The 25,424-nt window shown below is 70.3% G+C and carries 19 protein-coding genes, 1 tRNA gene, 2 pseudogenes and 1 riboswitch; of the genes and pseudogenes, 10 read left to right on the forward strand and 12 right to left on the reverse strand.

The features are described 5' to 3' along the window. Positions 1-87: 87 nt before the first annotated feature. The 8 genes from PJ985_RS21800 to PJ985_RS21835 form a co-directional block, all read right to left on the reverse strand. Positions 88-1,137, reverse strand: a complete 1,050-nt coding sequence (locus tag PJ985_RS21800; RefSeq protein WP_443033564.1) for a M23 family metallopeptidase — start codon at positions 1,135-1,137, stop codon at positions 88-90. 116 nt (positions 1,138-1,253) lie between these two features. After that, a riboswitch (cyclic di-AMP (ydaO/yuaA leader) is annotated at positions 1,254-1,417 on the reverse strand. 214 nt (positions 1,418-1,631) lie between these two features. Further along, complete coding sequence (locus PJ985_RS21805) at positions 1,632-2,813, reverse strand: PP2C family protein-serine/threonine phosphatase (RefSeq protein WP_271685591.1); 1,182 nt, start codon at positions 2,811-2,813, stop codon at positions 1,632-1,634. A gap of 219 nt (positions 2,814-3,032) precedes the next feature. After that, the gene (locus PJ985_RS21810) at positions 3,033-4,010 is read right to left on the reverse strand and encodes a helix-turn-helix transcriptional regulator (RefSeq protein WP_271685592.1); all 978 of its coding nucleotides are present in this window, start codon (positions 4,008-4,010) and stop codon (positions 3,033-3,035) included. A 1,673-nt stretch (positions 4,011-5,683) separates the two neighbouring features. Continuing rightward, complete coding sequence (locus PJ985_RS21815; RefSeq protein WP_271685593.1) at positions 5,684-6,535, reverse strand: LuxR family transcriptional regulator; 852 nt, start codon at positions 6,533-6,535, stop codon at positions 5,684-5,686. A 34-nt stretch (positions 6,536-6,569) separates the two neighbouring features. Then, on the reverse strand, positions 6,570-7,346 hold the full coding sequence (locus PJ985_RS21820) for a helix-turn-helix transcriptional regulator (protein WP_271685594.1): 777 nt from the start codon (positions 7,344-7,346) through the stop codon (positions 6,570-6,572). A 560-nt stretch (positions 7,347-7,906) separates the two neighbouring features. After that, positions 7,907-9,553, reverse strand: coding sequence for an MDR family MFS transporter (locus PJ985_RS21825; protein ID WP_271685595.1), 1,647 nt, complete (start codon positions 9,551-9,553; stop codon positions 7,907-7,909). A gap of 78 nt (positions 9,554-9,631) precedes the next feature. Next, complete coding sequence (locus PJ985_RS21830) at positions 9,632-10,072, reverse strand: MarR family winged helix-turn-helix transcriptional regulator (protein WP_271685596.1); 441 nt, start codon at positions 10,070-10,072, stop codon at positions 9,632-9,634. Positions 10,073-10,370: 298 nt separating this feature from the next. Further along, positions 10,371-12,800 carry a DUF262 domain-containing protein gene (locus PJ985_RS21835; protein ID WP_333909884.1) on the reverse strand — a complete coding sequence of 810 codons (2,430 nt, stop codon included), beginning with the start codon at positions 12,798-12,800 and terminating at the stop codon, positions 10,371-10,373. Here PJ985_RS21835 and PJ985_RS21845 point away from each other — a divergent pair. From PJ985_RS21845 to PJ985_RS21870, 6 genes and pseudogenes are all read left to right on the forward strand, one after another. Continuing rightward, the gene (locus PJ985_RS21845; protein ID WP_271685614.1) at positions 12,721-13,029 is read left to right on the forward strand and encodes a hypothetical protein; all 309 of its coding nucleotides are present in this window, start codon (positions 12,721-12,723) and stop codon (positions 13,027-13,029) included. The two genes, PJ985_RS21835 and PJ985_RS21845, sit on opposite strands and share 80 nt — an antisense overlap. Then, the gene (locus PJ985_RS21850) at positions 13,026-13,580 is read left to right on the forward strand and encodes a hypothetical protein (RefSeq protein ID WP_271685615.1); all 555 of its coding nucleotides are present in this window, start codon (positions 13,026-13,028) and stop codon (positions 13,578-13,580) included. Before PJ985_RS21845 ends, PJ985_RS21850 begins: the two co-directional genes overlap by 4 nt. Before the next feature lie 44 nt (positions 13,581-13,624). Then, positions 13,625-14,455: a hypothetical protein gene (locus tag PJ985_RS21855; RefSeq protein ID WP_271685597.1), complete on the forward strand. Its 831-nt coding sequence runs from the start codon at positions 13,625-13,627 to the stop codon at positions 14,453-14,455. Next, a pseudogene (locus PJ985_RS21860) lies at positions 14,421-14,807 on the forward strand (cobalamin-dependent protein); the annotation flags it as partial. The gene PJ985_RS21855 and the pseudogene PJ985_RS21860, both read left to right, overlap by 35 nt. Before the next feature lie 64 nt (positions 14,808-14,871). Next, the gene (tmk, locus tag PJ985_RS21865) at positions 14,872-15,519 is read left to right on the forward strand and encodes a dTMP kinase (protein WP_271685598.1); all 648 of its coding nucleotides are present in this window, start codon (positions 14,872-14,874) and stop codon (positions 15,517-15,519) included. Positions 15,520-15,632: 113 nt separating this feature from the next. Continuing rightward, positions 15,633-15,947, forward strand: a complete 315-nt coding sequence (locus PJ985_RS21870) for a MazG-like family protein (RefSeq protein ID WP_271685612.1) — start codon at positions 15,633-15,635, stop codon at positions 15,945-15,947. A gap of 354 nt (positions 15,948-16,301) precedes the next feature. On the opposite strand, the pseudogene PJ985_RS23495 reads toward PJ985_RS21870, so the two are convergent. From PJ985_RS23495 to PJ985_RS21885, 3 genes and pseudogenes are all read right to left on the reverse strand, one after another. Then, positions 16,302-16,793: pseudogene (locus tag PJ985_RS23495) on the reverse strand (hypothetical protein); the annotation flags it as partial. A gap of 60 nt (positions 16,794-16,853) precedes the next feature. Then, a tRNA-Lys gene (locus tag PJ985_RS21880) sits at positions 16,854-16,926 on the reverse strand. Positions 16,927-17,777: 851 nt separating this feature from the next. Beyond that, a complete protein-coding gene (locus PJ985_RS21885; protein WP_271685600.1) occupies positions 17,778-18,233 on the reverse strand; it encodes a nuclear transport factor 2 family protein in 456 nt (151 codons plus the stop codon). 239 nt (positions 18,234-18,472) lie between these two features. Here PJ985_RS21885 and PJ985_RS21890 point away from each other — a divergent pair, with 239 nt between their 5' ends. After that, positions 18,473-21,613 (forward strand): AfsR/SARP family transcriptional regulator, encoded by a 3,141-nt coding sequence (locus PJ985_RS21890; protein ID WP_271685601.1) that lies wholly within the window; start codon positions 18,473-18,475, stop codon positions 21,611-21,613. 42 nt (positions 21,614-21,655) lie between these two features. Here the strand turns inward: PJ985_RS21890 and PJ985_RS21895 are convergent, their stop codons facing one another. Further along, positions 21,656-21,895: a hypothetical protein gene (locus PJ985_RS21895; protein ID WP_271685602.1), complete on the reverse strand. Its 240-nt coding sequence runs from the start codon at positions 21,893-21,895 to the stop codon at positions 21,656-21,658. A gap of 311 nt (positions 21,896-22,206) precedes the next feature. Between PJ985_RS21895 and PJ985_RS21900 the strand changes: the two genes are divergently transcribed. The 3 genes from PJ985_RS21900 to PJ985_RS21910 all read left to right on the forward strand — a co-directional run. After that, positions 22,207-23,610, forward strand: a complete 1,404-nt coding sequence (locus PJ985_RS21900) for a helix-turn-helix domain-containing protein (RefSeq protein WP_271685613.1) — start codon at positions 22,207-22,209, stop codon at positions 23,608-23,610. A gap of 163 nt (positions 23,611-23,773) precedes the next feature. Beyond that, complete coding sequence (locus PJ985_RS21905) at positions 23,774-24,088, forward strand: acyl carrier protein (protein ID WP_271685603.1); 315 nt, start codon at positions 23,774-23,776, stop codon at positions 24,086-24,088. Between the two features lie 51 nt (positions 24,089-24,139). Next, positions 24,140-25,424 (forward strand): condensation domain-containing protein (locus PJ985_RS21910; protein WP_271685604.1); only part of this gene is annotated, 1,285 nt, incomplete at its 3' end.

Genomic DNA, 25,424 nt, shown 5'->3' on the forward strand with positions numbered 1-25,424 from the left:
GATACCCCGGCGACCAAGGAGGCCATCGCCCGCCCCGGCCGGCGGTCAGCCGGTTTCCGGGGCGGGGCAGTCGGGGGGCGCTGCGGGTCAGATGGAGACGCCCTTGCCGCGCAGCCAGGCCAGCGGGTCGACGGCGGCGCCGCCACCGGGGCGGACCTCCAGGTGGAGGTGCGGTCCGGAGGAGTTGCCGGTGGAGCCCACCCGGGCGATGACGTCTCCGGTGACGACCTCGTCACCGGCGGACTTCAGCATCGTCGAGAGGTGGGAGTAGGAGACCTCGGTGCCGTCCTCGAGCTCGACGATGACGCGGTAGCCGTAGGAACCGGCCCAGGCGGCTTCCTTGACGACCCCGGTGTGCACGGCCTTCACCGGGGTGCCGGAGGGGGCCGAGAGGTCGGTGCCGGTGTGGTTGTTGCTCCACATGGTCCCGCTGTCACCGAAGTTGGCGGTGATGCGGTAGTCGCTGAGGGGAGAGATGAAGCTGGCGCGCAGCTTGCGGATCCGCTCCTCTTCCTCCTTGCGCAGCCGCTCTTCCTCGGCCTTGCGCTTGCGCTCTTCCTCGATCCGCTCGGCCTCGGCCTTCTCGGCGGCGGCGGTGGCGGCGGCCTGTTCGGCGGCGGCCTGTTCGGCGGCGTCGAGCGCCTCGGCCCGCTCCTCGGCCTCCTGGCGGTTCTCCTGGCGCTCGGCCTGCTGGAGCAGGCGGGAGCGGAGGGCTTCACCCGCGTCGCCGGTGGTGGCGTGCGAGGCCTGGGTGACGCCGGGGCTGTCGCTGACCGTGAGGCCGGCCGCGGTGAGGGGAGCGGCGGTGATGACGTGGTCGCCGGAGGAGTTGCCGAGGAGGGTGTTCAGACCGGGCACGTGGTCGGGGATGGACTTGACCTTGTCGGCCGCGGCACCCACGCCGGGGACGGCGGTCGCGTCCTCGTTGGCCGAGGTCATGCCGCCCGCGCCGACGGCTGCGATCACACCCACGCCCAGAACGGCCCGGCTGCGGGCGATGGTCCCGCCGCGCTGCCGGCTCACCCGGTGCTTGCCCCGGACCGGGCGGACCGTGTCCGCGCTCGGGTTCCACTCCCCGTAGGTGTCCTCGGCGGGCTGTTCCGGTCCGAAGACCACCTGCTCACCGGCTCCGTACATTCCGTACGGCTCGTACGTTCCGTACGCTTCGGCCGGCTCCGGGGGTCCGTAGGGCTCGTAGAGGTCGGTCGAACCCTCGCCGGAGGCATACCGCTGTGACGCCACGGGGGCGCTCTCCTTTCCTTCCTTATCGCCTACCGGGTTAGCTGACGGGTTCGGAGCAGGAAGGTCTCCTACGGACGACTGACAGGCTGCCAGCTGTCCGATTCACCCCAATGAGTGGGTCCCCGGTTCCTTGGTGCTGAGATGCCGCACGTGGCGGATTCGGCGATGCAGCACGGCGCCGCCCTTGTGACGGCAGTGACGCCCGCGCTGCTGTTATCGAACGTTAATAGACTTGACCCTGGGATTCCAAGTGGCTGCGCCAAAAATAGGCAACACTTGACCAGGCCATTTGCGCTTCAAACCTGGCAAAACAGACGAATTTTGTACCCGTCGACTCAACATCCAAAACTGACACTGCGTCAATCGTTATGCGGAGCGCCTCCTTCCGCTTACCCTCGGTCATCCTCGAGGGGATGCGGGGCACTCACCGGCTCCCGTCCCGCCCGCGCACTTCCCGGCTCGGTGTCCTCCGGGTCCTCCGGGGGGCGCTGCACGGCCATGATCACCATGTCGTCGTGGACCCCTCCCCCGGAGTAGGCGCTGACATCCGCGATGAGGTGCTCGACCAGCTGTTCCGGTGCGGCGAAATGCCGGCCGCGCAGTCCGCGGGCCGGGTCGTAGAACTCGCCCCGGGCGTCCCGCGTCTCGCTGACCCCGTCCGTGTACAGCACCAGGTGGGCACCTGCCGGGAACGGCTCGGTGTCCGGCCGGTCCAGCTCGGTGCCGAGCCCGGTGAGACCGAGCGGAAGCGCGAAGTCGGTCGGTTCGAGGCTGCGCACCGAGCCGTCCGGCCGCAGCAGCAGGGGCGCGGGGTGGCCGCGGTTGACGAGGCGCAGCTCTCCCGGCGCGTCGGCGGGAACCTCGGCCAGCACCGCCGTGGCGAAGCCCTCGAGCCGGGCCGGCCCGTCCCGGCTGCGCTTCTGCCGGCTCAGAGCGGCGTCCAGGCGTGCCGCGATCCGCTCCAGCCGCGCCTCGGTGTCCGCGGCTTCCCGGAAGACGCCGAGCAGCAGCACCACTTCCTCGATCGACTGGAGCCCTTTGCCCCGGACGTCCCCGATGAGCATCCGGGGCCCGTACGGGGTGTCCAGCACCGCGTGGAAGTCACCGCCGACGAGCACATCCACCTCGGCGGCCTCGTACCGGGCGGCCACGCGCAGCGGACCGGCCCGGGCCGGCAGCGCGGGCACCACGGCCCGCTGCACCGCCTCGGCGGTGCTCCGGGCGGAGGCCGCCTCCTCGCGCCGCCGGGTCACCGTCCGGTTGAGTACCAGGGCGAGCACCGAGATGAGGGCCGTGGTGGTGACCGTCATGAGGCCCTCCGCCCGGCCGGGGCGGTCCCAGAAGAGGATCAGCAGGGTGACGGCGACGGTCGCGGCGACGCCGTAGGCGGCGGTGACCCGGAAGGTCCGCAGCGGGGCGGCGACCAGTGGCACGGCCACGAACAGCGGGGTGAAGGTGATGTGCGCGGAACTCACCAGGTCGATGGCCACCCCGAGCACGAGCAGTACGGCGGGCAGCCAGCGGACGAGGCCGCGGTACCCGCCGCGAAGGCCGGACTCGGATCGGTGCACGGTCCCAATCTGCCGCGATCGGCGCACCGGGGCGAGTCGAGCGACGCGTCGAGGGGAACCACGGCGGGAAACCGGTCCGTCCGGGCCGCAGTGGCGGCCCGGACGGACGGGCGGGACGGGCCCGCTACCCGGCCGGTCGGCTGAAGGCGAGAGCCGCGGAGCTGAAGGGGGAGACCTGTGGAGCACCGCACGACCGGCCGGACGTATGAGTTGCCGCTGTCAGATGAGCCCGACCTGCATCGCCCGGACCCCTGCCTGGAAACGGCTGCGGGCGTGCAGCGCGTTCATCGCGGAGGCGATGTCGTTGCGGACCGTCCGGACACTGCAGCCGAGCCGCCGCGCGATGGCCTCGTCCGTCAGGCCTTCGGCCAGCAGCCGCAGCACGATCTCCGAGCGCGGGCGCCGGGTGATCTTCGCGCAGGCGGCACGGTTCGCCGTGTGGCGTGCCACCACCCCGCGGTCCCACAGGCGGTCCGTGAGCGCGGTGAGCCGCTTCAGCTCCTCGGGTGCGCGGACGACCCGGACCCGGTCCTCACCGTCGGCCAGGACCGCGACCACACCGTCCATGATCATGCCCCGCACCGGCACCGGATCCACCGAACGCGGCGGTGCGCCCTGCTCCGCCAGCCACTGCGCGTGGGCGGCGGCCGGCGGTGACTGGAACACCGAGGGCGCCCACACCGACCGGACGGCGGCACCCCGGCGCATCGCCATGTCGGCGATCGGCCGCGAGAGCTCGAAGGCGCCGTCCATGCCGCCGCCCCGGTCCCCCGGAAGGAGGAAGGTGACCGCGTGCTCCACCTTGATGATCATCCGCTCGATGAGAGCGGTGATCTGGTCCCGCCCGTCCCCGCTGTTCCGCGGATCGAGTCGTTCGACGGCCCGCTCGTGGAGCGCGATGAAACGCTCGACCTCCACGGGACCGGGCTGCACCGCGCCGGCCTGGCGCATCCGCTTGGCCAGCAGCGTCGGGAGCGCGACGCAGGGCTCGACGGCCCGCACGGCTCCCGCGTCATCGCCGGAGCCGGTGACCAGCCCGTCGGCCCGCAGCCCGTTGATGATCTCGACAATGTCGCTCTTCGGCCGGCCGAGTTCCCGGCTCAGCTCCTCCGGCCTCGACCGCGGCCCCTGCAGTAGCTTTCGATAGACGAGCTCGGATCGCTTGTCCAAGCCCACACCGCTCACGGTTTCCGTCACGACCCAACCTCGCCGAAATTCGCCTTGTGGGTGAATGCTCAACCAGCATTGTTGGCTACAAGGTAGTTCTGGCGGTCCGTTTGCAGCCACCCTTGAGACCCGGCGTGACAGCTAGGTGCCACCGGGGGAAAAAGAACCTCAGGAAAAGCTCAACTGGACGGGAGAACCGGCCAGTACGCCCCGTGCTACGGAATCGTTAAATAACGGCGGACCGAGACGCAGGGGGCGCCGAACAGCCGGCCGTCGGTGGCGGAGGGCGGCGGCGCGCGGACCCTGCCGCCCCACCGGGACCGGGCACCCGGCGCCCCCGTGGCCTCCGGCGCGGGCGCGCGGGTCAGCCCTGTGCCGGACCCGGGCCGTACGGCGCATCGCCGGCCGCGGGGCGACTCCGGCCGCCCGGCGGACGGGCACGGCAGCGTCTCATGCTACGCGCGTCAGCCAGCGGAGTCGGAAGCGGCCCCCGTCGGTGATCCCGCTCAGATGAGCCGCACCCGGCACCGCTGCCGCACCCGGCTCCTGCCCCGGCCGACGGACACCGCCAGGGAGCAGTGGGCTGGACCCACGGGCCGGCGTTCTCCCTCCCGACGCACCGGGCGGGAGAACGTGCGCGGGGGGGGAGGGACCTCATCCACCCGAGCAGCGGCAGCCCTCGGTAGCGGTCACCTGCCCCGCCTCCTCCATTGCCGGTGGGGCAGTAATTGCCTCAATATAGTCAGCAAGAAGTTCGACCCAGCGATCGCAGGCGAACCCGGGTTCCGGCAATTCAGGGGAAGTATTCCCCCGAAGTTTGAATGAATAGGATTCCGGACTCTCACTCATCCTTGACCTCCGTGCGCGCATTCCTTCGAACTGGTAACCGCTGCTCCGGAAAACGACGGAGGCTGTGCGGGACTTCCCTTCGCACGCTTCCGGCAGAAGTGCACGCACGGGCATGCCGCGTACACGGGTGAAGCGGGGACAGGGACAGGAACAGAGGGATCACCGTCTCATTCCGCTCCGCTCCCCCATCGGTCGGGTCCGGCGGCACCCGCGAGGCTCCGCGGGGTCCGCGTTGACAGGACAAACGGCCCCCGGTGTGCGGCAGTCCGCGCCACCGCGGGCAGCCAGGCACCGGACGGCCGGCCCGGACCAGCCTGTCAGCGGGCAATCGCGGTACGCAACGGATATGGCAGCTTGGCGCCAAGGGCGCTATGCGCCGGAATTACTCGGACCGCGAGTACCGATATGGAGACTCAGTGACTGAACTGTGCCTTGAGCACTCTGACGGAAAGCTGCCGGACGGGCCGGACCGCCTGGGCCGGCACACTGCTCCGGAAAGAGACTCGCGGCCCGCCCGCACCCCGGTGCCGACCGTGCGCCGACGCCTCTCCCGCCCGCAATAGCCCGGCCCGAAGGCGATCAGCGGCCCCCGTGGAGGCCGGCCCGGCAGCGTCCAACCCGGCAACTATCGCCCTCCGGAGGAAACACACAGTGGCCATCGCACTCCCCGGAGTTCACAATTGCTCCACTTCCGCCGGGCCGCGGGGGCGGTTCCGGAACTGCGCAACGGGGGTGAGTGAGCCATTTCGGGTGGCATTCAGCTGCGGGGCCGCGCCGGTTCCGGTACCACGCCCCGGCAGCAAGCTGCTGGTCCGGGGAGGCAACCATGGCAGGAGCGGGTCGTCCGGCGCGGTCTACCGCTCCAGCGCTGCCCCGGCGGTGGCCGTGCGCTGCGGCCCGGTGAGCAGCCCGAGCTCCGCGGCGCGCACGCCGGCCTGGAACCGGGAGCGGGCCCCGAGCATGGTCATGATCTCAGCGACGTAGCGCCGGTAGGTACGGACCGACACCGACAGGTCCCGGGCCGCCACCTCGTCGGTGACGCCCCCCCGGAGCTTCTCCAGAATGCGCCGGGTGGTTTCCGCTCGGGCCCGCCCACCGAAGCTGAGGTGATCCGGCACGAGCACCGCGTTCCGCCACACTCCGGAGAACAGCGTGCGGAGGGTCTGGATGACGGACTGCGCCCGGATGACGGACGCCCGGCGGCCGGCCGCCGACTCGGCGCTCACCAAGGCGACGCGGTTGTCCACCACCACCGCGGTCAGGGCGGTCACGCGGGCGACGCGGACCTCGCTGGTCCCGCTCCGTGCCCGGTGGGGAAGCAGACCCCACTCCAGCGTGGACTGGTTGCACAGGACCCGGACGTCGACGTCCCCGGCCTCGTCCGCCAGCAGGTCCGCCAGGGCCGAGTGCACCGCCCGGGTGGGCGCGGCTTCCGAGGCGAGGACCACATCAATGCTGCTGCCGGCCTGCCCCATGAGGTCGGCCGCCGCGGTGACGAGTGCGTTGCCCTCCACCTGGACCTCGGTCACGAGCGCACGGCTGGACAACCGGCTGCGGTGCTTGGCCACGGTCTCTTCTATCAGGGAGCGGACCGCCAGCAAGGACTGCTCCAGCTCGTCCCGGGTCTCCACGCCGGCAGCTGCCTCGTCGGCCGGTGTCTCGCCCGCACAGGGCCCCGGCACCAACGCCTCGGGCAGCTCGCTCACTCCGTGTCCTTCCGTCTTGCTCACTGTGGCAGTTTCATTCGGGATCCAACAGGCCGAGCTCCACCGCGCGCACTCCGGCCTGAAACCGGGAGTCCGCTCCGAGGGCCCGCATGATCTCGGCCACGTGCCGCCGATAGGTCCGGAGCGACACCTGCAGCTCCCCTGCCGCGGCCTCGTCCGTCTGACCGGCACGCAGCCGTTGCAGCACGCGCTGCGCGCGGGGCTTCCGCAGCTGTTCGCTGAGGCGCTGGTAGCCCACGGGCGACAGCGCCGCGTTCCAGGCGCCGGCCAGCAGCAGGTCCAGGGTGCGGACGGTCGCCGGATCCTCCGTGATCACGCCACCGCCCGGCGCGTACTCGTCCTCACTGCGCATGATCGCCACCCGGCAGTCGGCGATCAGTGCCTGCTGCACCTGCCCGCCGGAGACCCGCAGGTCGCATGCGGAGCCGGCCCCGAGCAGCGACCACACGGCCTCTGTGCCCAGCACACGGTGGGAGCACAGCACCCGCACCATCACCCCGCGCCGGCTCGCCCTGCACATCTCGGGAAGGACGATTGCCGCGCAAGGGCAGTCGTCCACGCTCACCGGGGTGGAAAAAGTGAGGGAGTACTGGGCGCTGTCGATGACCTTCCGGACCAGGTCCAGGGCCGGCTCCTGCTCACTGGGCAGCGGGGCGAGTGACCGCTGCTCCGGGCCGCTGCGGTGGAGGGAGACCGTGTGTTCGATGAGCTCACGAGCCTGAAGGAGCGACTGCTCGACCGCGTCGTGCCGGTCGGCGGCGCTCCTGCCCGCCTGCGACACACCCGCCATGCTTCCCCCTGACTGCTATTCCCTCACGAAGACAGATACGCCAAGGCCAGTTGTTCACTGCTAAATAAAAGGCCACCCGGACGCAAGGGCATCTCTGACCTCACCCCTTCTTCGGCAGCAAATTGCGACTCCGGAGCGACGCGCTTCGGACGGTGAGAACGTCAGGTACTGCCGGGGGGAGACATTAGTTCGCTGGTCGGGATCCAGTCAACGACTGGTATACACATTCCGCACAACACAGAGTGAATTCCCGGAGCTCCAGCAGCAGCAGCCGAGGGAATCCCAAACCTCCGGTGGCAGCAAACTGCAACCTGGCAACCGCGTGGCAACAACCGACCACAAGCTTCTGACTGTATGCAGCTGATAGTACACATGGCGTGATAACCCTGGGTCCTCGTGGCTTGTTCCTGCCATTCTCCGGCGCCAGGACGCCGAACGGGAGTGGGTGACACCCGGGTTCCGCGCGGTACCGGTCCTGCGGCACCCCGCCACACGGCCTTGACGCCGGCGGCGACGGCCTGTCAGCCGTGGCGCTCGCGGCCCGCCCGGTCCGGGGGCGGTCAACGCCCGGCAGCCGTCCCGCTCACCGCCTTCTCCTCGCGGGGCCCGGGGCCCGGGACGCTCTCCGCCGCGTGCGCCCGGACGGGAGGCAGCGCGGTCCTGAGCGGTACCTCCTTGACGCAGATGATCATCACGAGGGCCAGCAGGGCGAACGGCGCCGCATACAGGTAGATGTCCCCGATCCCGTGCCCGTAGGCGTTCTCGACCACCGCGCGGACCGGGGCCGGGAGCGTACTGAGATCCGGGATGGCGTCACCGCCCCCGGAGTTCGCGGGAACCCCGAGCGCGGCCATGCCCTCCCGCGAGTAGGCGGCGATGCGGTGGCCGAGCGCCGCACCGAGCACCGAGACGCCGATCGCGCCGCCCAGCGACCGGAAGAAGGTGACCACTGAGCTGGTGACGCCCAGGTCCCCGTCCTCCGCCTGGTTCTGGGCGGCCAGCACGAGGTTCTGCATCAGCATCCCGAGCCCGAGTCCCAGGGCGGTCATGCCGAGTGCGGTGTACCAGTAGGGGGTGTCCGACCGCAGCATGCCGAGCATGCCCAGTCCCCCGGTGATCAGCGCGCCACCGGACAGCAGCCAGATCTTCCAGCGGCCGGTCCTGGTGATCAGGATGCCGCTGCCGGTCATCGCGACGAACATGGCGGTGACCAGTGGGATGGTCAGGACCCCGGACATCGTCGGCGACTTGTAGTGCGCCAGCTGGAAGTACTGGCTCAGGAAGACCGTGGAGGAGAACATTCCGACGCCGACGAACAGGCTCGCCAGGGAAGTGAACAGGATCGTCCGGTTGCGGAACAGCCGCAGGGGCATGACGGGCTCGGCGGCCCGGGACTCGACCACCAGGAAGACCAGGGCGGAGAGGAGCGCACCGCCGATCAGCAGGACGGACGTCCAGGACAGCCAGTCGAAGACGCTGCCGGCCAGCGAAACCCATATCAGGAGCAGCGAGGCGGCGGCGGCGATGAAGAACGCGCCGGTCCAGTCGATCCGCACCCGCCGCTTGACGACCGGCAGGTCGAGGGTCTTCTGCAGCACTATCAGAGCCACGACGGCGAACGGCACGCCGACGTAGAAGCACCAGCGCCAGCCGAGCCATGGGGTGTCCGTGATGATGCCGCCGAGCAGCGGTCCGCCGACGGTGGCCACAGCGAACACCGAGCCGAGGTAGCCGCTGTACCGGCCGCGTTCCCGGGGAGCGATCATCGCGGCGATGACCACTTGGGCCAGGGCTGCCAGCCCGCCCATACCCAGGCCCTGGACGGCCCGGAAGGCGATCAGGGTCCCGGCGTCCGGAGCCAGACCGGCGCCCGCCGATGCCAGCACGAAGATCACCAACGCCAGCTGGACGAGCAGCTTCTTGCTGAAGAGATCGGCGAGCTTGCCCCACAGCGGGGTGGACACCGTCATGGTGAGGAGCGTGGAGGTGATCACCCAGGTGTAGGCGGTCTGACCGCCGCCCAGCTCGGAGATGATCTGCGGCAGCGCGTTGGTGACGATGGTCGAGGACAGCACTGCCACGAACATGCCGAGCAGCAACCCGGTGAGCGCCTTCATGATCTGGCGGTGCGTCATCGGGGTGGCCGGTCCGGTGACGGTGCCGGGTTCGCCGCCGCCCTGAACAGCGCTCCGGTGGGACGTGGCCATGCGGGTTCCTCTCCTTCACGCGGGCGTTCGGCGGGCACACCTGCGGGGCGGTGTGGCGGTAGGCGGCGCGGCGGGCGGTCAGTCGGCGGGGAGCCGCCGGCCCACGTCCGCCTGCATCCGGGCCAGCAGCGACACCAGCAGGCCGACCTCCTCGTCCGGCCAGCCGCTCAGCGCGGTGGAGAGGGTGTCCACGTACCGCCGGGAGATCATCCGCAGTACCTGCTCACCCTCGCCGGTGAGACGCAGCAGACGGGAGCGCCGGTCCGTCGGGTCCGGCTTCCGCTCGACCCAGCCGCGCTCCGCGACATGCGTCACATGCCGGCTGGCCACCGACATGTCGACGCCGAGCAGCTCGGCGAGCCGGTTCATCCGCATCTCCCCGTGGTGCTTCAGCAGAGCGAGCACCGCGGTGGGCCCGGCCGGACAGTCGTGCGGCAGCAGGCGTGCCAGGCCGCGCTGCATGGCCGCCATGCAACGCAGCTGACGTGCGAGCTCCTCGTACTGGCTTCGTGCAGCCACTGCTCTCCCCGGAAAACTTGCTTCGGACAACTACATATATACATGCATGCCCAATGCAAGCAAACCGGAGGGGTGCGGGTGACCGCCTCGGGCCGACGCTGTCCGGCCGGCGACACCGCCCCTCGTCAACCCTGAGCGTCAGCCCGGTAGGCCGGACAGGCTCGCGGGGCGCCCGGGCGGTCCTCTGTGACCCGACGCACCCCCGGCACACCGCCGCAGGCGGTCCCCGACGGCTGCCCGGACGTCGGGAGCAGGCAGGTCGACGGCACGCTGCCGCAGCCGGGCACGGACGCCACTCCTACGGCGGTGATCCGGATCCAGCCGCAGGTGAGACGCGCAGGTCGGGCGAACGTGCGGCTGCCTCACCGCCTGGCTCCGAGGCGAGCAGTTCTTCACCCGACGGCCAGATCGAGAGAGCCACCGACGCAAGGTACGCGCCGCGCGCACGAATGCGGTGCTCGTCCCAGGAGTCTTCCCAGTTCTCGATAGTTGCTGTCGGCGGCCTGCGGAGCAGTGTTCCGTGGGTGAGGCGAAGCAGGCTGTGTTCTCCGATCCATTGCTTCTTGTCCTCCCATCCCATGTTGCCGAGCGCCGGGTTGAGACGACCGGTGACCAGAGTCAGGTTTCCCAGTGTGTGCACCAGTTCATGGCGCTCCGATCCGTCGTTCTCGTCCTCCACCAGAACAGGCCAGTTCTCCTCCCAGCTCTGTGGCATGACATGCTCGATGGTGAGCTTCGCCCCGAAGTGTTCACCCGCCGGTACAGTCAGCTGCTCCGTGTGCCCGGTTCGCAGCTCATCCTCCAAAGCCTCCAGGAGAATCCGCGCGGTGCGCCGATACAACCGCACATACAGTGGGTCCACCTCCAGCGCGGAGCGGAACTCAGAATCAGCGGGCCAGTAACGATGGTGCCCCTGAAGACCTTCGATGGCACGAATGACCTCCGCATCCGCTTGCGTCGGATTGCGTGCCGCCGCGGCGACAAGTTCACGGAAGACGTGGTTGTAGTCCCGATTACTCAAGTTGAGCGAGGCGCGCCTGATGATGTAGCTGTCCACCGCCCTGATGGCCCGCTGCCTGCGCCATGGCGGCAGGACATCATCCCCCAGCCCGTAGAGAAAAAGCAGCAGCGGCATCTGCGTCGAAGACTGCATGACCTTCATGCGATACAGGAATCGGCCTTCCACACCATGCGACGGCGCCTCGTCCAACCGATCATAGATCTCGGCGTACCTCGCCAGCTCGGCGAATACCCGTTCGGTAGGAATATCGACGTCACGCAGCCAGCGTTCGAATTCCTTGAAAAGTGCGGATGAGTGAAATTCGCGACGTGTCCGCATGACGAGCCAATGCGTCAGGAAAACATCGAGACGGCTTCGCGTAATACGCCCGGTGGTCTGCTCCACCCGCCATTCGCTTTCGTCGAACGGCGCCCAGTACGCCCGGTAGAGCTTGTCCACATCTGCGCCGGCGTGTTCAGCATCCCGGAAGAGCAAGTTCTTGACCAGGTCGGCATGCTCAAGTGGAGTGCCACGACTGTTCAGTGTCTCGAACACGACCTGAGCATCATCGTGCTCTTCCAGGTCGATGATGACGAGTCGGAGTTGTTCCCTTGCCGTCTGAACAAGAGCGCTGAGACGCTCCAAGGGCTGCGTCGCATCACCCAGCCATTTGTCCACTTCGACCTCGAAGTACCTGACCGCCCTGGCCATTTGGGAATGAGAATCCGAAGCTCCCGTCATGACTGCAGCGAACTGCGCCCTGTCCGCATTCGTGGGCCAAACCTTGTACAGGTGATCCGGATTCCGGGCCCGGTCGAATAAGTCTTCATCGTTCTCCAGAAACTTGCTCAACAACCTCACAGCTCGATCATGTGACCTCGCGGATGCACAACGACGAACGGCATAGAGAAAAAGCTGAAGCGTAGTGAGTCGCTGTTGCCCATCAATCACTTGACGAGTTTCAAGGCTGGACGAAGGATACTGCATCTCCTCGAACACCACGGCTCCGAGAAAGTGTGGTGCCGGCGACTCCCCGGTTTCCGCTGCGCGCTCAACACGTTCTACGGCCCGGCGAATATCTTCCCACAGGGCAGCCCAATTATCGTCTCTATTCCATACATAAGGCCGCTGGAACAGGGGCACCATATACCGGACGTCCCTGCCGAAGATTCGCCTCAGGTCAACCGTGTCTGCCCGCACGGGCATACCCCCTCGCTCACGCCGTTCTCGGTCACTCACCGAATGATTGTCCGGCGCAGGATAGTCCGATCCACCGATCCGTCGCCCGGCATTCAAGAAACTGGTCAGTGAAGTCCCCCGGCACTCCTGTACCGGGTGCTTCTGACGTGGAAACGCGCCCGCTCCCCCGGGATGGTCGCCGTGGCACAGAACGACCGTCCCGGCCTCCGCTTCGGGGTCGGCTCCATGACCGACCTCAAGATCACCGATGCATCGGTGGCGGGTGTGCCCGCCTGGGCTGGCGCCGACCGGATGGGTGACGGCGTTGCTGCACGACGCCGGGCTCGGGGACACCTTCCGTGCGCGATCGCCGCGCGAGGTCCGGCCCACGTCGTCACCCTGCGGCCGAGCACCGGCCGAGCCGGCACTCACCACCCACGCTGCTGTCCGCCGGCGCCGCAAGTACACCGTGAGCGCCGAACGCGCCGAGGAAATCGCGCGCGAGAACCTGTTCCCCCTCGCCGGGGACGAGGCCGGCGAGACGCTCATCGCGCGCGCCGACGCGGTCCGGCAGGGCGACTTCGTTCTCGCCTGCTTCCCCGAGAGCGCCACGGCAGACACCCCCACGACGGCAGACGCCATCCCGCGCAGCGAGCCGTACACCGCCAACCCCGCCCCCTACAACCCACCGTGCTGCCAGGCGTGCGAGATCTACACCCTGGCCGGCCGTCTCCTGCTCGGCATCACCGGCCACGGGAGAATCGGAGGGATGTCGTGATCACCTCGTACCGGGACCGCCGCCCCGCCCCCGCCCCGACCGGAGACGGGAACGCCTGGCACTTCGGGCCCTGCTGGCTGTGCCCCGACCACCGGTACACCGCGGTTCTGTGGCTCGGCCCGGTGATCGCCGTCGGCCACGTCGAGGCCCCGCTCTACGCCTGCGAACGGTGTATCGCGCGGCTCAACGACATGGTGTGGGACTACACCGACGCCGCCGACGACGCCCCCACCATGCCCGACGGGCGCCGCGTCCCGCTGCACCTCCCCCGCGGCGCCGAGCAGCCGCGCACCAGCGGCCACGGCTGGCACCGCCGCCCCCGAACCCCGCTCGGGCGCCGCCTCCGCGACCTCGTCGCGCTCCGGCCGCGCACCGACGCCCCGCAGACGTCCGCCCCCTGCCGAGGTGACCATATGAACGGCTCCCCCGCACCCGTTCACCCCCTCGGCAGGGGCGCGGACCCCACCAGCCCGCGGGCCAGCTCCGCGTCAGCCGGACGGACCGACCCGCGCCAACTGCCACACAGCCCTCATCCACAACCGGCACCATGAGACGCCCGCGGCACGAACGTGCCCTACCGGCTGGATTCGAGGACATGCATACAACTGCCTTCACCATCGACCATCCCGCGTGGGCTACCGGCCCCGGCGAGCAGCCCGCGCGCGTCGTCCTGCACCAGGGCGAGCCCTGGCTCATCTCCTGCGACGGCGCCGAGCTGCACCGCCAGCCGCTCACCGACACCACCGTCGAGGCGCCGTCGATCGGCCACGCTTTCGCTACCGACCTACCGGAACACGCCGAAGCGGCACCACTCGTCGCCGAACTCGCCACGCTCGGCACCGTCGCCCGCGTGCCGAACCCCTGGCTGTGGGACGCGATCACCACGGCAGTCCTGCGGCAGGTCGTGCGCGCCGAGCAGGCCCGGAAGGTGTACCGCCGCTGGTCTGCCACCCACGGCCGCCCGCTGGAGACCCCGGCCGGAGCCTTGTCCCTGGCCCCCGATCCCGCGACCGTGCTCGGCCTGCCCGACGAAGCGTTCGCCGCTACCGGAACCAAGTTTCACCGCACCGCGCTGCGCGCCGCCGCCTCGGCATACACGCTGCGACACGAAGAGTGGGAGCAGCTCCCGGCCGATGACCTCGTCAAAGCCCTCGAAGAGGTCGAGCGCATCGGCCCGTGGACCGCTTCAGCCGCCGTCGCCGACTACACCGGCGACTTCTCCGTCTACCCGCACGGCGACCTCGCCGTGCGCACCTGGGCCCGCCGCGCCGCCCCCGGCCTGACGCTCCCGCAAGGTGACCGGGCGTTCGCTGCTCAGTGGCGGCGCTGGACCGACAACGACCGCACCCGGCTGCACACCCTGACCCTGTTCGCACTCACCTGGGGAAGCCATGTCCGAACAGCACACACCGCCCCGCCCGACTGACCTCATCGCCGGCGCTGACCCGGCTCGCCCGCTCGATGCCCTGTTCGTCAACGCACCCTTACGCGACTACGCCCAGCGCCCCCGCGTCAACGACTACACCCTGCCCGTGCTCGGCATGGCCTACATCGCCACCTACGCGAAGCGGGCAGGCTTCAACGTGGGCGTGCTCGATGCCGAGGCGCACGGGCTCGGCATCACCCGGACGAGCGAGCTCGTCGACTCTGCCCGTCCCCGGTGGGTCGGTATGAACCTGCTCGCCCCCACCTACGAACTGTCGGCGCAGATCGCCGCCGGCCTCGCCGATGACATCGCCCTCATGGTCGGGGGACACCACGCCAAAGCGATGCCACAGCACGTGCTCGCCGATCCCCGCATGAGCCGCCTTGGCACGCGCGCAACCAGGTGGGAGCCGCCGCATGACCCACCCCGGACGATTCATCACCCTCGACGGCCCCGGCGGGGTCGGCAAGTCCACCACCCTCGCCACGCTCGCCGGCCTGCTGCGCGAACAGGGCGAAAGCGTGCACACGACGACCGAGCCCTCGACTCGCCCCATCGGGCAGTTCACCCGCGCCAACGCCGACCGCGTCCACGGGCACGCACTCGCCTGCCTGGTCGCCGCCGACCGCTACGACCACATCCGTCACGAGCTACGGCCGCACCTCGACCGCGGCGACACCGTGCTCTGCGACCGGTACCTCGCCTCGACCCTCGTAGTGCAGCGCCTCGACGACGTCCCCGAGCCCTTCCTGCTCGACCTGAACGCCGACATCATCCTGCCCGACCTCGCCGTCATCCTCACCGCCGAACCGGCAGTCATCACCAGCCGACTGCGCGAGCGCGGCGCGCACCACCGATTCGAGCGCGACCCCGTCATACCCGCCCGCGAGGTCGACCTCTACCAGCAAGCCGCACGCACACTCCGCGGCATGGGCGTGGCCGTCCTCACTCTCGACAACGGCGCCCTCACACCTGAGCAAGCCGCCGAACAGATCCGCGGCGCCCTGACCTCGCCGCCCCCGCGGACATCCGGCGATGCCTCAGCGACCACAGGACCCACCTGACCGAACCGCGCGCACTCCCGCGCACCGGCCATGCCCGCCAACGGGCCGCTGCTAACGTCCGGCGCACCGTGCCAGCGAACTACATCCCCAGCCACGACTACGGAGCACACCCCATGGAACACCTCTGGCCCACCATCGACCGCCTCGTGCAGTGGCTCGACACCGAGACCGAGACCACACCCGAGGTCGCCCGGCTGCTGCGCGTGCTCAAGATCAGCGAAGAGGCCGGCGAAGTCGCCGAGGCGATCCACGGTGTGAGTCGCTCCAACCCACGCAAGGGCGCCAGCCACACGTGGGAGGACGTACAGAAAGAGCTCTGCGACGTCATCCTGACGAGCATGGTTGCCCTGCGGACCATCACCCCGGACGCCGAGAAGGTGTTCGCCGAACGACTCGACCACATCGCGGAACGGTCGCTGACGTCCTGACCCAAGCGCTTCGCCCAGCGGGCGACAGCGCGACGACATCACACCCCGACGGCCGTTGCACCGGCCGTCGGGGCACACGCCAACAGCTTTCCAGACCCGGACTTCGCGGGTCGCCGTTTCAGGTCTGTGGCCAGCGGGTTGTCCGATGTCGGTGTCGAGGAGTTCGAGGAGGTGGAGTTGGACGCCACGGGTGATCTGGACGGTGGGCGGGTCGGTGATGTGGCCGATTCGCAGGGTGAGTTCGCCGAGGTGGTAGAGGATCATGCGGCCGGTGGGGCGGACCCGACGGTTGTCGGGGTCGAGACCGGCCATGCTCTGTTCCGGCCCCAGGGCCCGTCTGACTTGCCGCTCGATCAGGCAGAACACCAGCAGGGCCAGGCAGATGACCTGGATCAGGGCGGCGACGCGCCGGTTGTGCTGGACGAAGACCGGCGCGACCGCGAGCGGCCCCTTGAAGTCGTGGTAGCGGCGCTCGACCGCGCCTTGGCCCTTGTAGTGGATCAGGACCTGGCCTGGGTCGGCTTCCTCAGCGGGCAGCGAGGTCAGCAGCGCGTACCAGCCGTCGACCGCGGCCTCGGCAGTCGGGACGTCCTCATCGAAGTGCCAGTCCGGGGCGGGAACGCCAGTCTCGTTCCCGGTGACCTCATAGCGCAGGCAGGAGGTGACGCGGCGCTTCGCAGTGATCACGCCGACGCGGGCAACGATCTTTTCGGCGGTCCTGTAGTGCCGTCCACCGGCCGCCGAGGCGAGTTTGTTCAGGTCCTCGGTGGCCTTGGCCAGGCGTTTGTCCCGGGCGGCCCGCTGGCCTGCGGCGTTCGCGGTGGAATGGACCAGGATCCGCCGCACGGTGAGCTCGGGATCTGAGCATTGAGCCCCGTTCTCGACGAGAACGGGGCTCAACTCCGGTAGGCCGCGTGGGACTCGAACCCACAACCCGCAGATTAAAAGTCTGTCGCTCTGCCAATTGAGCTAGCGGCCCGCTGCGCCCAGCATAGCGGGCGCGCGCACGGCCTGTGAGCTTGGCGTATCGCTGACCACGCCCCCCACTGGGGAACGAGGCAACGTTACGCCGCGTCGCCTCGGTTGTGCACGTTCGTTTCCTGTACAACGCCGAGGTGCCGGTGCAGGTCGTACCGCGACACGGTGTACCGGCGGCCGTGCCGCAGGACACGGACGGGGTAGGCGCCCCGCTTGGCCAGGTCGTACCCGTTCGTTCGCCCGATGCCGAGGACGGCTGGCAGCCCTACGAGAGCCCGCCCAAGACCGAGGGCAGCGCGGACACCATCTCACTTGACCAAGCCAGCGTGGCCGTCCTGCGGCGCCGTCAGGAGCGCCGGCAGGAGCAGAAGCGCGCCCGCCTCGCACAGGGGAAGGTCTGGCACGAGGCGGGGAAGGTGTGGACGGAGACCGACGGATCGTGGCTGCACCCGGAGAAGGTGAGCGAGGCGTTCCGCCGGGTCCTCGCCTACGTCGCTCCTCGTCGAGCTCGACCGCGAACCCGCGGACAAGGTTGCCAACCGAGTTCCCCCGGCACCGGGGACGCCCCTCCGGGCTCACCTCGGGCTCACATGTGAGTCGGAAGCACACCCCAACTCGGCCGGGAATTGCGAACCGATTGACCGAACATGCAGGTCAGAGCGATTCTCTCGGGACTTCGCACGAGGGCTCGCGCCGAGCGTCTACGCGCAAGAACGGGATTGAAAGTCCACTGCTCTGCCAATTGAGCTAACGGCCCGCACAGAGCAGCATGGCCCCCGGCCCTGCCGAGTCACAGGTGATTCCCCCGGCCGACCGGTGCGTCGGCAACGGGGAACACCGCCGGGCGCCCTGCTACTGGGGGTGCGGGGCGCCCGGGGCGGTGTAGTAGAAGCGTCGGCAGCCGAGCAGCATCCCCTCGTCGGAGAGGGTGAAGACATCGACGAAGGCCAGCCCTTCCGACGGGTCGGCCGGGAAGCAGTCCGACGGGCCCGCCGCCGGCTCTCCGCGTCGGTCGGCACGGGCGGTCAGGTGACCCATGGCCACCACGCTGTCGCCGTCCGCCACGATCTTGAAGATGTGGTGCCGCAACGGGGAGCGGTTCGCCGCGACCTGCCCGCGCAGCACTTCCGCGCGCCCGCGCCCCGGTGGCGCGTCGGGGCGCTTCATCTGCATGTTCTCGTCCAGTAAGGAGCCGTAGCCCTCGAGATCGCCACTGTCGAGGTAGTGGTACGACAACCGTACGTGGTCGACTCCGACAGCCGTGATGGCTGAGCTGGGCGGCAGCTGACGCTGGTCGTGGCCATTCATCGCGAGGTCCTCTCGTCCCTGTCCGTCCCTCCGGACTCGGCACGGAACGGGACCGAGGCGCACGCCGCCGGCCGCTTTACAGCATGCTGCCGATCTGCAACTCGGGACTATCGCGGCGCTATCGCCATCACACAGTCTCCATCCCATGGACGTAAGACCTCCTTTCGGTGACACTGACTCTTTGAGCTGCACATGACCTTGCTGCTCGACCGTTGCCATGCCCCCGGAGTGGGAGACGCATGACCGAATCGTTGAGGTCGGGGCCGAGCGCATCCGGCCGGCACGCGTTCCGGATCCTCGGCCCCCTCCAGGTGACGGGCCCCGACGGGCCGGTGCGCATCCCGCCGGGACGTCAGGAAGTGATCTTCGCGGCCCTGTTGCTGGAGGCGAACCGGGTGGTCGGCACCGACTATCTGGTGGACCTCATCTGGGAGGACGAGCCTCCGGACACGGCGCGCACCCAGGTGCAGATCTGTGTCTCCCGGCTGCGCAAGGTCTTCGCCCGGTCGAGGGTGGACGCACAGATCACGACCAGACCGCCGGGGTACGTCCTCAGCACCGAACCCGACAGCCTGGACATGACCGTGTTCAACCGGCAGTTGGCCGAGGCGCGGGTGCTGGTGAAGGAGGGCCGCGACGGGGAGGCGGCCGACCTGCTGCGCGCGGCGGACGCCCTGTGGGAAGGGCCCTGTCTGAGCGGCCTGACCGGGGAGACCTTGCGCAGCAAGGCGCACCAGCTGGACGAGGAGCGGCTGACAGCCCTGGAGACCCGTCTGCAGCTGGAGCTGGACCTGGGACGCCACCATCAGCTCGTCGGTGAGGTGCAGCGGCTGGTGCGCGAGCATCCGTTGCGCGAGCGGCTGCGCGGCCTGCTGATGCTGGCTCTCTACCGATCCGGGCGGCAGGCCGAGGCGCTCGACTCCTACCGGGCCGGCCGGGAGCTGCTGATCGACGAGCTCGGTCTGGACCCGGGAGAGGACCTGCGCCTGCTCGAAACGGCGATCCTCTCCGGGGACGCCGCGCTGCGCCCCGGGACCGGACAGCCACCACGGGCGGACACGGCGTCCGGGAGCCCGGCGGCGCCGGCCGAGACCTCGGAGACCGCGAAGACCTCGGAGGCCGCGGAGGCCGCGGACACTTCGCACCGGGAGGAGAAGCCCCGTCAGCTTCCGGCGGACACCGCTGACTTCATCGCCGACGAGCAGGTGATACGGGACATCGAGGCGGTAGTGGCCGGCGGGGAGGCGCACCGCGCCATGGGGGTCGCGGTCATCGTCGGCAAGCCGGGAATCGGGAAGTCCACGCTGGCCACCCACTTGGCGCACCGGCTGAGCCGGACGAGCTTCCCTGACGGACAGCTCTACTGCGACCTGCGCGGCGCGGGGTCCGTGCCCGCCACCACGGCGGAGGTGCTCGGACGGTTCCTGCGGGCGCTCGGCATCCCGGGCCCGGTCATCCCCGACGCGCTGGACGAACGGGCGGAGATGTACCGCACGCTGCTCGCCACGCGCCGGCTGCTCGTCGTGCTGGACGACGCCGCGTCCGAGGCACAGATCAGCGCGCTCCTTCCCGGCAGCAGCAGTTGCGCGGTGCTGGTCACCAGCCGGGCGCGGCTCACCGGGCTGCCGGGCGCCCACCGCGTCGAACTCGACGTGCTGGGCGGCGCGCAGGCACTGGAACTGCTGGGCCGCATCCTCGGCGTCGAGCGGGTGGCGAACGAGCGGGAGGCGGCGGACGCTCTGGTGCGGACCGTGGGCGGTCTGCCGCTGGCGCTGCGGATCGTCGCGGCCCGGCTGGCGGCCCGCCCGCACTGGTCGCTGGCGTCGATGGTCCACCGGCTGGCCAACGAGCGGCACCGGCTGGACGAGCTGACCCACGGCGAGATGACGATGCGGGCCTCCTTGTCGCTGACGCACGACGGTTTACCGCCGAGTGACCAGCAGCTGCTGCGGCTGCTGAGCCTGGCCGGCGGGGTGACGCTGCCGGGCTGGCTGGCCGGAGCGCTGCTCGACGACGACCGGCCGTACCCCTCCGACCTGCTGGAGCCGCTGGTCGACATGCAGATGCTGGATGTCGTCGGCGTGGAGAGCATCGGCGGTTTCCGGTACGGCTTCCACGAGATCATCCGGGTGTTCGCCCGCGAGCAGCTGGCCCTGCACGACAGTCCCGCCGTGCAGTCGGCGGCGACGCAGCGGATGCTGGGAGGCTGGATGTCGCTGGCGGAGCAGGCGCACCGGCGGATCTACGGGGGCGACTACACGTTGCTGCACGGCACGGCCCCGCGCTGGGCTCCGCCCGCCGCCTGTACCGATGAGCTGCTCGCCGACCCGGTGGAGTGGCTGGACAGCGAGCACGCCAACCTCACCCAGGCTGTGGAGCACGCGGCCCGTGAGCAGCTGGACGAGGTGTGCTGGAACCTGGCGACGACCCTGGTGACCCTGTTCGAGGCGCGCGGCTATCTCGACCTCTGGGAGCGCACGCACCGCACGGCGCTGGGCGCGGTGCAGCTGGCGGGCAACAAGCGGGGCTGCGCGGCCGTCCTGGGTTCGCTCGGCTCGCTCCATCTCACCCGGCGGCAGCATCAGGAGTCCAGTGACACCCTCGGCTCGGCGCTGGAGCTGTTCACCGAGCTCGACGACGCGCAGGGGCTGGCGCTGTGCCGGCGCGACCTGGCCCTGCTGGCGCGGCTGCACGGGAACGATGACGAAGCTCTCGAGCTCTACGCGCGTTCCCTGCGGGACTTCGACCGGGCCGAGGACATCGTCGGGCGGGCCACCGTCCTGACCCAGCGGGCCCATATCTGGATGCGCCGGGGGCAGGGCGTCACCGCGCAGACCCAGCTGGACGAGGCACTGGCGATATACCGGTCGGTCGGATACGAGGGCGGGCTGGCCCGTGCCATGCGGCGCGTGGGGCAGGTCCTGCTCCAGCGCGGGGACCACGAGCAGGCGGAGCAGACGCTGACCGAGGTGCTGCGGCTGTGCCGACACAGCGGCGATGTGATCGGCGAGGGGCAGTTGCTGCGGGACATCGGCCAGGTGCACGCCGTCCGGGGACGGTACGGGGAGGCGAGGAGTTTTTTCGACCGGGCGCTGTCGGTCCGTGAGCAGATCATGGATCACGGCGGCGCGGCGGTCATCCGCCTGGATCTGGCCCGGCTGCTGGGGCGGATGGGCGAGGGCACGGGTGCCAGGGACCTGCTGGAGGAAGCGGCCTTCACGTTCCGCGACCGGAACATGTCCCCGGAGTGGCAGGAGACGCAGGCGCTGCTGGAGTCGCTGCTGTCCGACGGGGGGCCCGGCGGGAGCGGACCGTACGTCGCGGGGCCGGCCGGAGAGCGGCGGGCCGGGAGCGGGGCCGGGCTGAGTCCGGCGGGCTGACCGGGGCTGCGTCCGGTCGGGGGGGGTGACGCGGTTCCGGGTTCAGCAGTCCCAGGGGTCGTTCAGCGGGGCGGCCGAGTCCCAGGGGTCGTTCAGCGGGGCCGCGGAGTCCCAGGGGTCGTTGCCGGGAGCACCGGCCGCGACGAGCTCCCACGCCTGACTCTGCGCGGTGTGCGCCGGCTGCTGGCCGGCGGCTGCGGCGGAGGCCTGCGCCCCGAGGAGGGTGGTGGCGGAGAACGCCGCGGTCACGAGTGCGGTCCGGTACATGGTGGTCATGGTCACGATGGGGATCCCTCCGAAGTGCGGTGCGCTGCGTATGTCGTGGGTCACACGTTAGGAAGAGCCGGAATCCCCGGGTTATCTCCGCTGCTATCCCCTCGCTATCCCCTCGCGGTGCCCCGGCCGGCCGGCGGAAGGAGCCCGGTGCCGGTGATAGGGACGGGCCGCGTTCCGTTGTCCGGGCGATGCCCGGCCGATAGCCCGCCGTGGACGATAAGAGGCAACTCGGAACCGAACAGCAGACCCTTGACCTGGTCTTTCTGTTGACAGGCACCTCTTCCGGGTCCCACCCGGCAACGGCAGGAGCATCCGTGATGACACTCGTCCTGGACACTGGAGCGGCCACCGCAGGCACCCGGGAGGACGTGCCGCGGCTCGGCACACTCATCCGCAGCCATCGCCTCCGCATCGGACTGACACAGCGTGAGCTGGCCGATCTGTCGACCATCAGCGTCCGCGCCATCCGGGATCTGGAGCAGGACCGGGTGCGGAGACCGCGTACCGACACGGTGGGTCTGATCGCCGAGGGGCTCCGCCTGGGTCCACGGGCCCGCACCGCGCTGGAGGCCGCCGCCCGTCACGGCCGCACCGGCGCGGGCTGCGGCCACGACTTCGAGGCCGAGGCCCCCGCTCCCCCCACGGCCCCGCTGCCGCTCGTGGGCCGGGAGACGGAAACCGGGGTCATCACGGGAGAGCTCGCTTCGGGCGCCGAACGGCTGGTCAACGTGGTGGGCATCAGCGGCGTCGGCAAGACCCGGCTGGCCCTGGAGGTGGCCGGCCGGCTGCACCGCGAGGCCGGACTGCCGGTCCTGTGGTGCCCCTGCCCCGGCACCGAAGCCGACTACCTCAGCCAGGCGGACAGCGCGCTGACCGCTCCGCTGACCGCCCTCGTGACCGGACTGTTCGGGGACGGCGCGGCCGGGCAGCGGAGCCCGGTTCCGTCGCCGGCCGACGGGAACACGGTCGCGGAGCTCCTGGGGGACCGGCCCGCCCTGCTGGTCATCGACGGCGCGCCCGCCACCCCGGACACCGGTCTGCTCCACCGGCTGCTGCGGGACTGTCCCGGCCTGCGGCTGCTCGTCACCTCCGAGGGCCCGTGGGACATCCCGGGCGAGCGGCCCTTCCTGCTCGCGCCGCTGGAGGTGCCGTGCGACGGTGGCCCGTCGGTCACCGCCCCGCAGGCCGGGGCGGATCATCCCGCCGTGCACGTCTTCCTCGACCAGGCACGCCGCGTACGGCCCGGGTTCGCCCCCACTGCGACGGATCTGGAGGGCATCGCCGAGGTCTGCCGACGCCTCGACGGGCTGCCCGGACCCCTGCGGGCGGCGGCCTCCTGGCTGGCGCTCTACGACCTGCCGATGCTGTGCCGCCGGCTGGGCAACGACCCCACGCCGTACCTGGATCACCTCGCCGACAGCGAGCACAGCGGCCGTTTCCGGGACGCGCTGTCCGGACGGCTCGCCCGGCTTCCCCGCGGTCACCGGGCGCTGCTGGACGCCCTGTGCGGTTGCGGCCAAGGGAAGTTCACCCTGGACGATGTCGAGCGGCTGACCGGGGAATCGCTGCGGCACTGCGGCCGCACGGTGCGGGATCTGCTGCTCTGCGGAGCCGTCCGCCCGCTCCAGGGGGCGGCGCGTGCGCAGTTCCAGGTCCTGCACCTGGTGCGGGCGGTGCAGTCGGCGCTCCCGGTCCCGGCCGGTACGACGCGCACCGCGTGACTTCCGTTCAACTGCTCCCCGAGTGCCGGAAGAACTGCCGCCTCACAGGTGCCGCGGCGGATTGGATGACGAGCACGATCACCCCCGGAATCCACCGGTGCCCACCGGTATTCCTCTGCTCGACGCCCCGTGACAACCACCGCCAAGCACCCCAGGAGCGACCGTGAACACTTCTGTGCAGACCCTTCCCGACCGGCGCCTCGCCCCCACCCCCCTGGCCCCTGGTCCGGCAGGCACCGCCGATGTCGCGACCCTGCTGGCCGACATCAGCAGGTTCATCAGAGACATCGTGCCGGAGGCACCGGAGTTCATCACCGCCACCGATCACCTCGAGAACGATCTCGGGGTCGACTCGCTCTCCCTCGTGGAGGTTCTCGTCAACGCGGAGACGGCGTGGCAGAACCCCATCGACGACGACCAGATCTCCGAGGTGACCACCGTCCAGCACCTCCTGGACCTCGCCGTGCGCACCCCCTGACACCTCGCCCGGCATCACCCCCCCGTTACACCGATCCGTAAGGAGCACGGCATGTCTGGCCCAGAAGCCGGCAGCAGGCAGCTCAGTGCAGCGCAACTGGGGGTGTGGTACGCCCAGCGCCTCGCCCCCACCAGCCCTGTGTTCAACATGGGCGGCTACCTCGACGTCCGCGGCCCCCTGGACACGGGGCTGCTCGCCGCCGCCACGGAAGCGCTGGTGGCCGAGGACGAGACGGCGCGCCTGCGCTTCACCGAGACGGACGGGGTGCCCGCCCAGTACCTCGTTCCCGAGGTGGCGTACTCGGCCGAGGTGCTCGACCTGAGCGGGGAGCCCGATCCGGCCGGGGCCGCGGAGCGGTTCATGCGGGCGGACATGGACACGGTGGCCGACCTCGAGCGGGGGCCGCTCCTGCGGCACGTGATCCTGCGGCTCGGTCCGGAGCGCACCGTCCTGTTCAGCCGTACCCACCACCTGATCCGGGACGGGTACTCCGCGGGCCTGCTCCGGCGCCGGGTCGGGGAGATCTACGCCCGCCTGGCCGGGAGCGGGGACGGCGGCACCCCGCTCGGCTCGTTCTGGCAGCTGCTCGACGAGCAGGAGCGATACCCGCACTCCGCCGCGCACGGCAGGGACCGCGCCCACTGGCAGACGGTGATGGCTGACGCCGTGCGCCCGCCGGGGCCCGGCGCGGCCCGGAAGCCCGCGTTCCGCATCGCACGGGACGTGTCCCACCTGGGCCGGGAGACATTCACCCGGCTGTGCCGGTTCAGCGAGCGGGCCGGAGTGTCCTGGCAGCAGGCCGTGATCGGCGCGGCCGTGCTGCACCGGTACCGGCTGACGGGCGACCCCGATGTCCTGCTCAGCCTCCCGGTGACCGGGCGGCTGAGCGCCAAAGCCCGGCGGGTGCCGGGGATGACGGCGAACGTGCTGCCGCTGCGTTGCCGTGTCGACCCCGGCGAAACCTGCGAGGAGCTGGTGTCCCGGGTCGCCGCACAGGTGCTGCGCGCCCAGTGGCACCAGCGGTACGGCGCGTCGGAGCTGCTGCGGGACATCGGCTGGCCGGCGGACGGCCGACGGCAGTTCGGCCCGGTCGTCAATGTGCTCGCCGCGGAGGAACAGTCCACCTTCGCGGGGCTTCCGGCGACGGAACACCTGCTGTCCACCGGCGGCACCGCCGAGGACCTGGCGGTCACCGTCACCCGCGGCCCCGAGGAAGGACTGCGGGTCGACCTCACCATCGACGCCGCCTACGAGCAGGCAGCCGGCCTGGAGTCGCAGCGCAACACCTTCCACCGCACCGTCGCGTCGATGACGCAGCAGCCCGGCACGACCGTAC

The sequence above is a fragment of the Streptomyces sp. ACA25 genome (genome assembly GCF_028200735.1).
GTDB lineage: Bacteria > Actinomycetota > Actinomycetes > Streptomycetales > Streptomycetaceae > Streptomyces.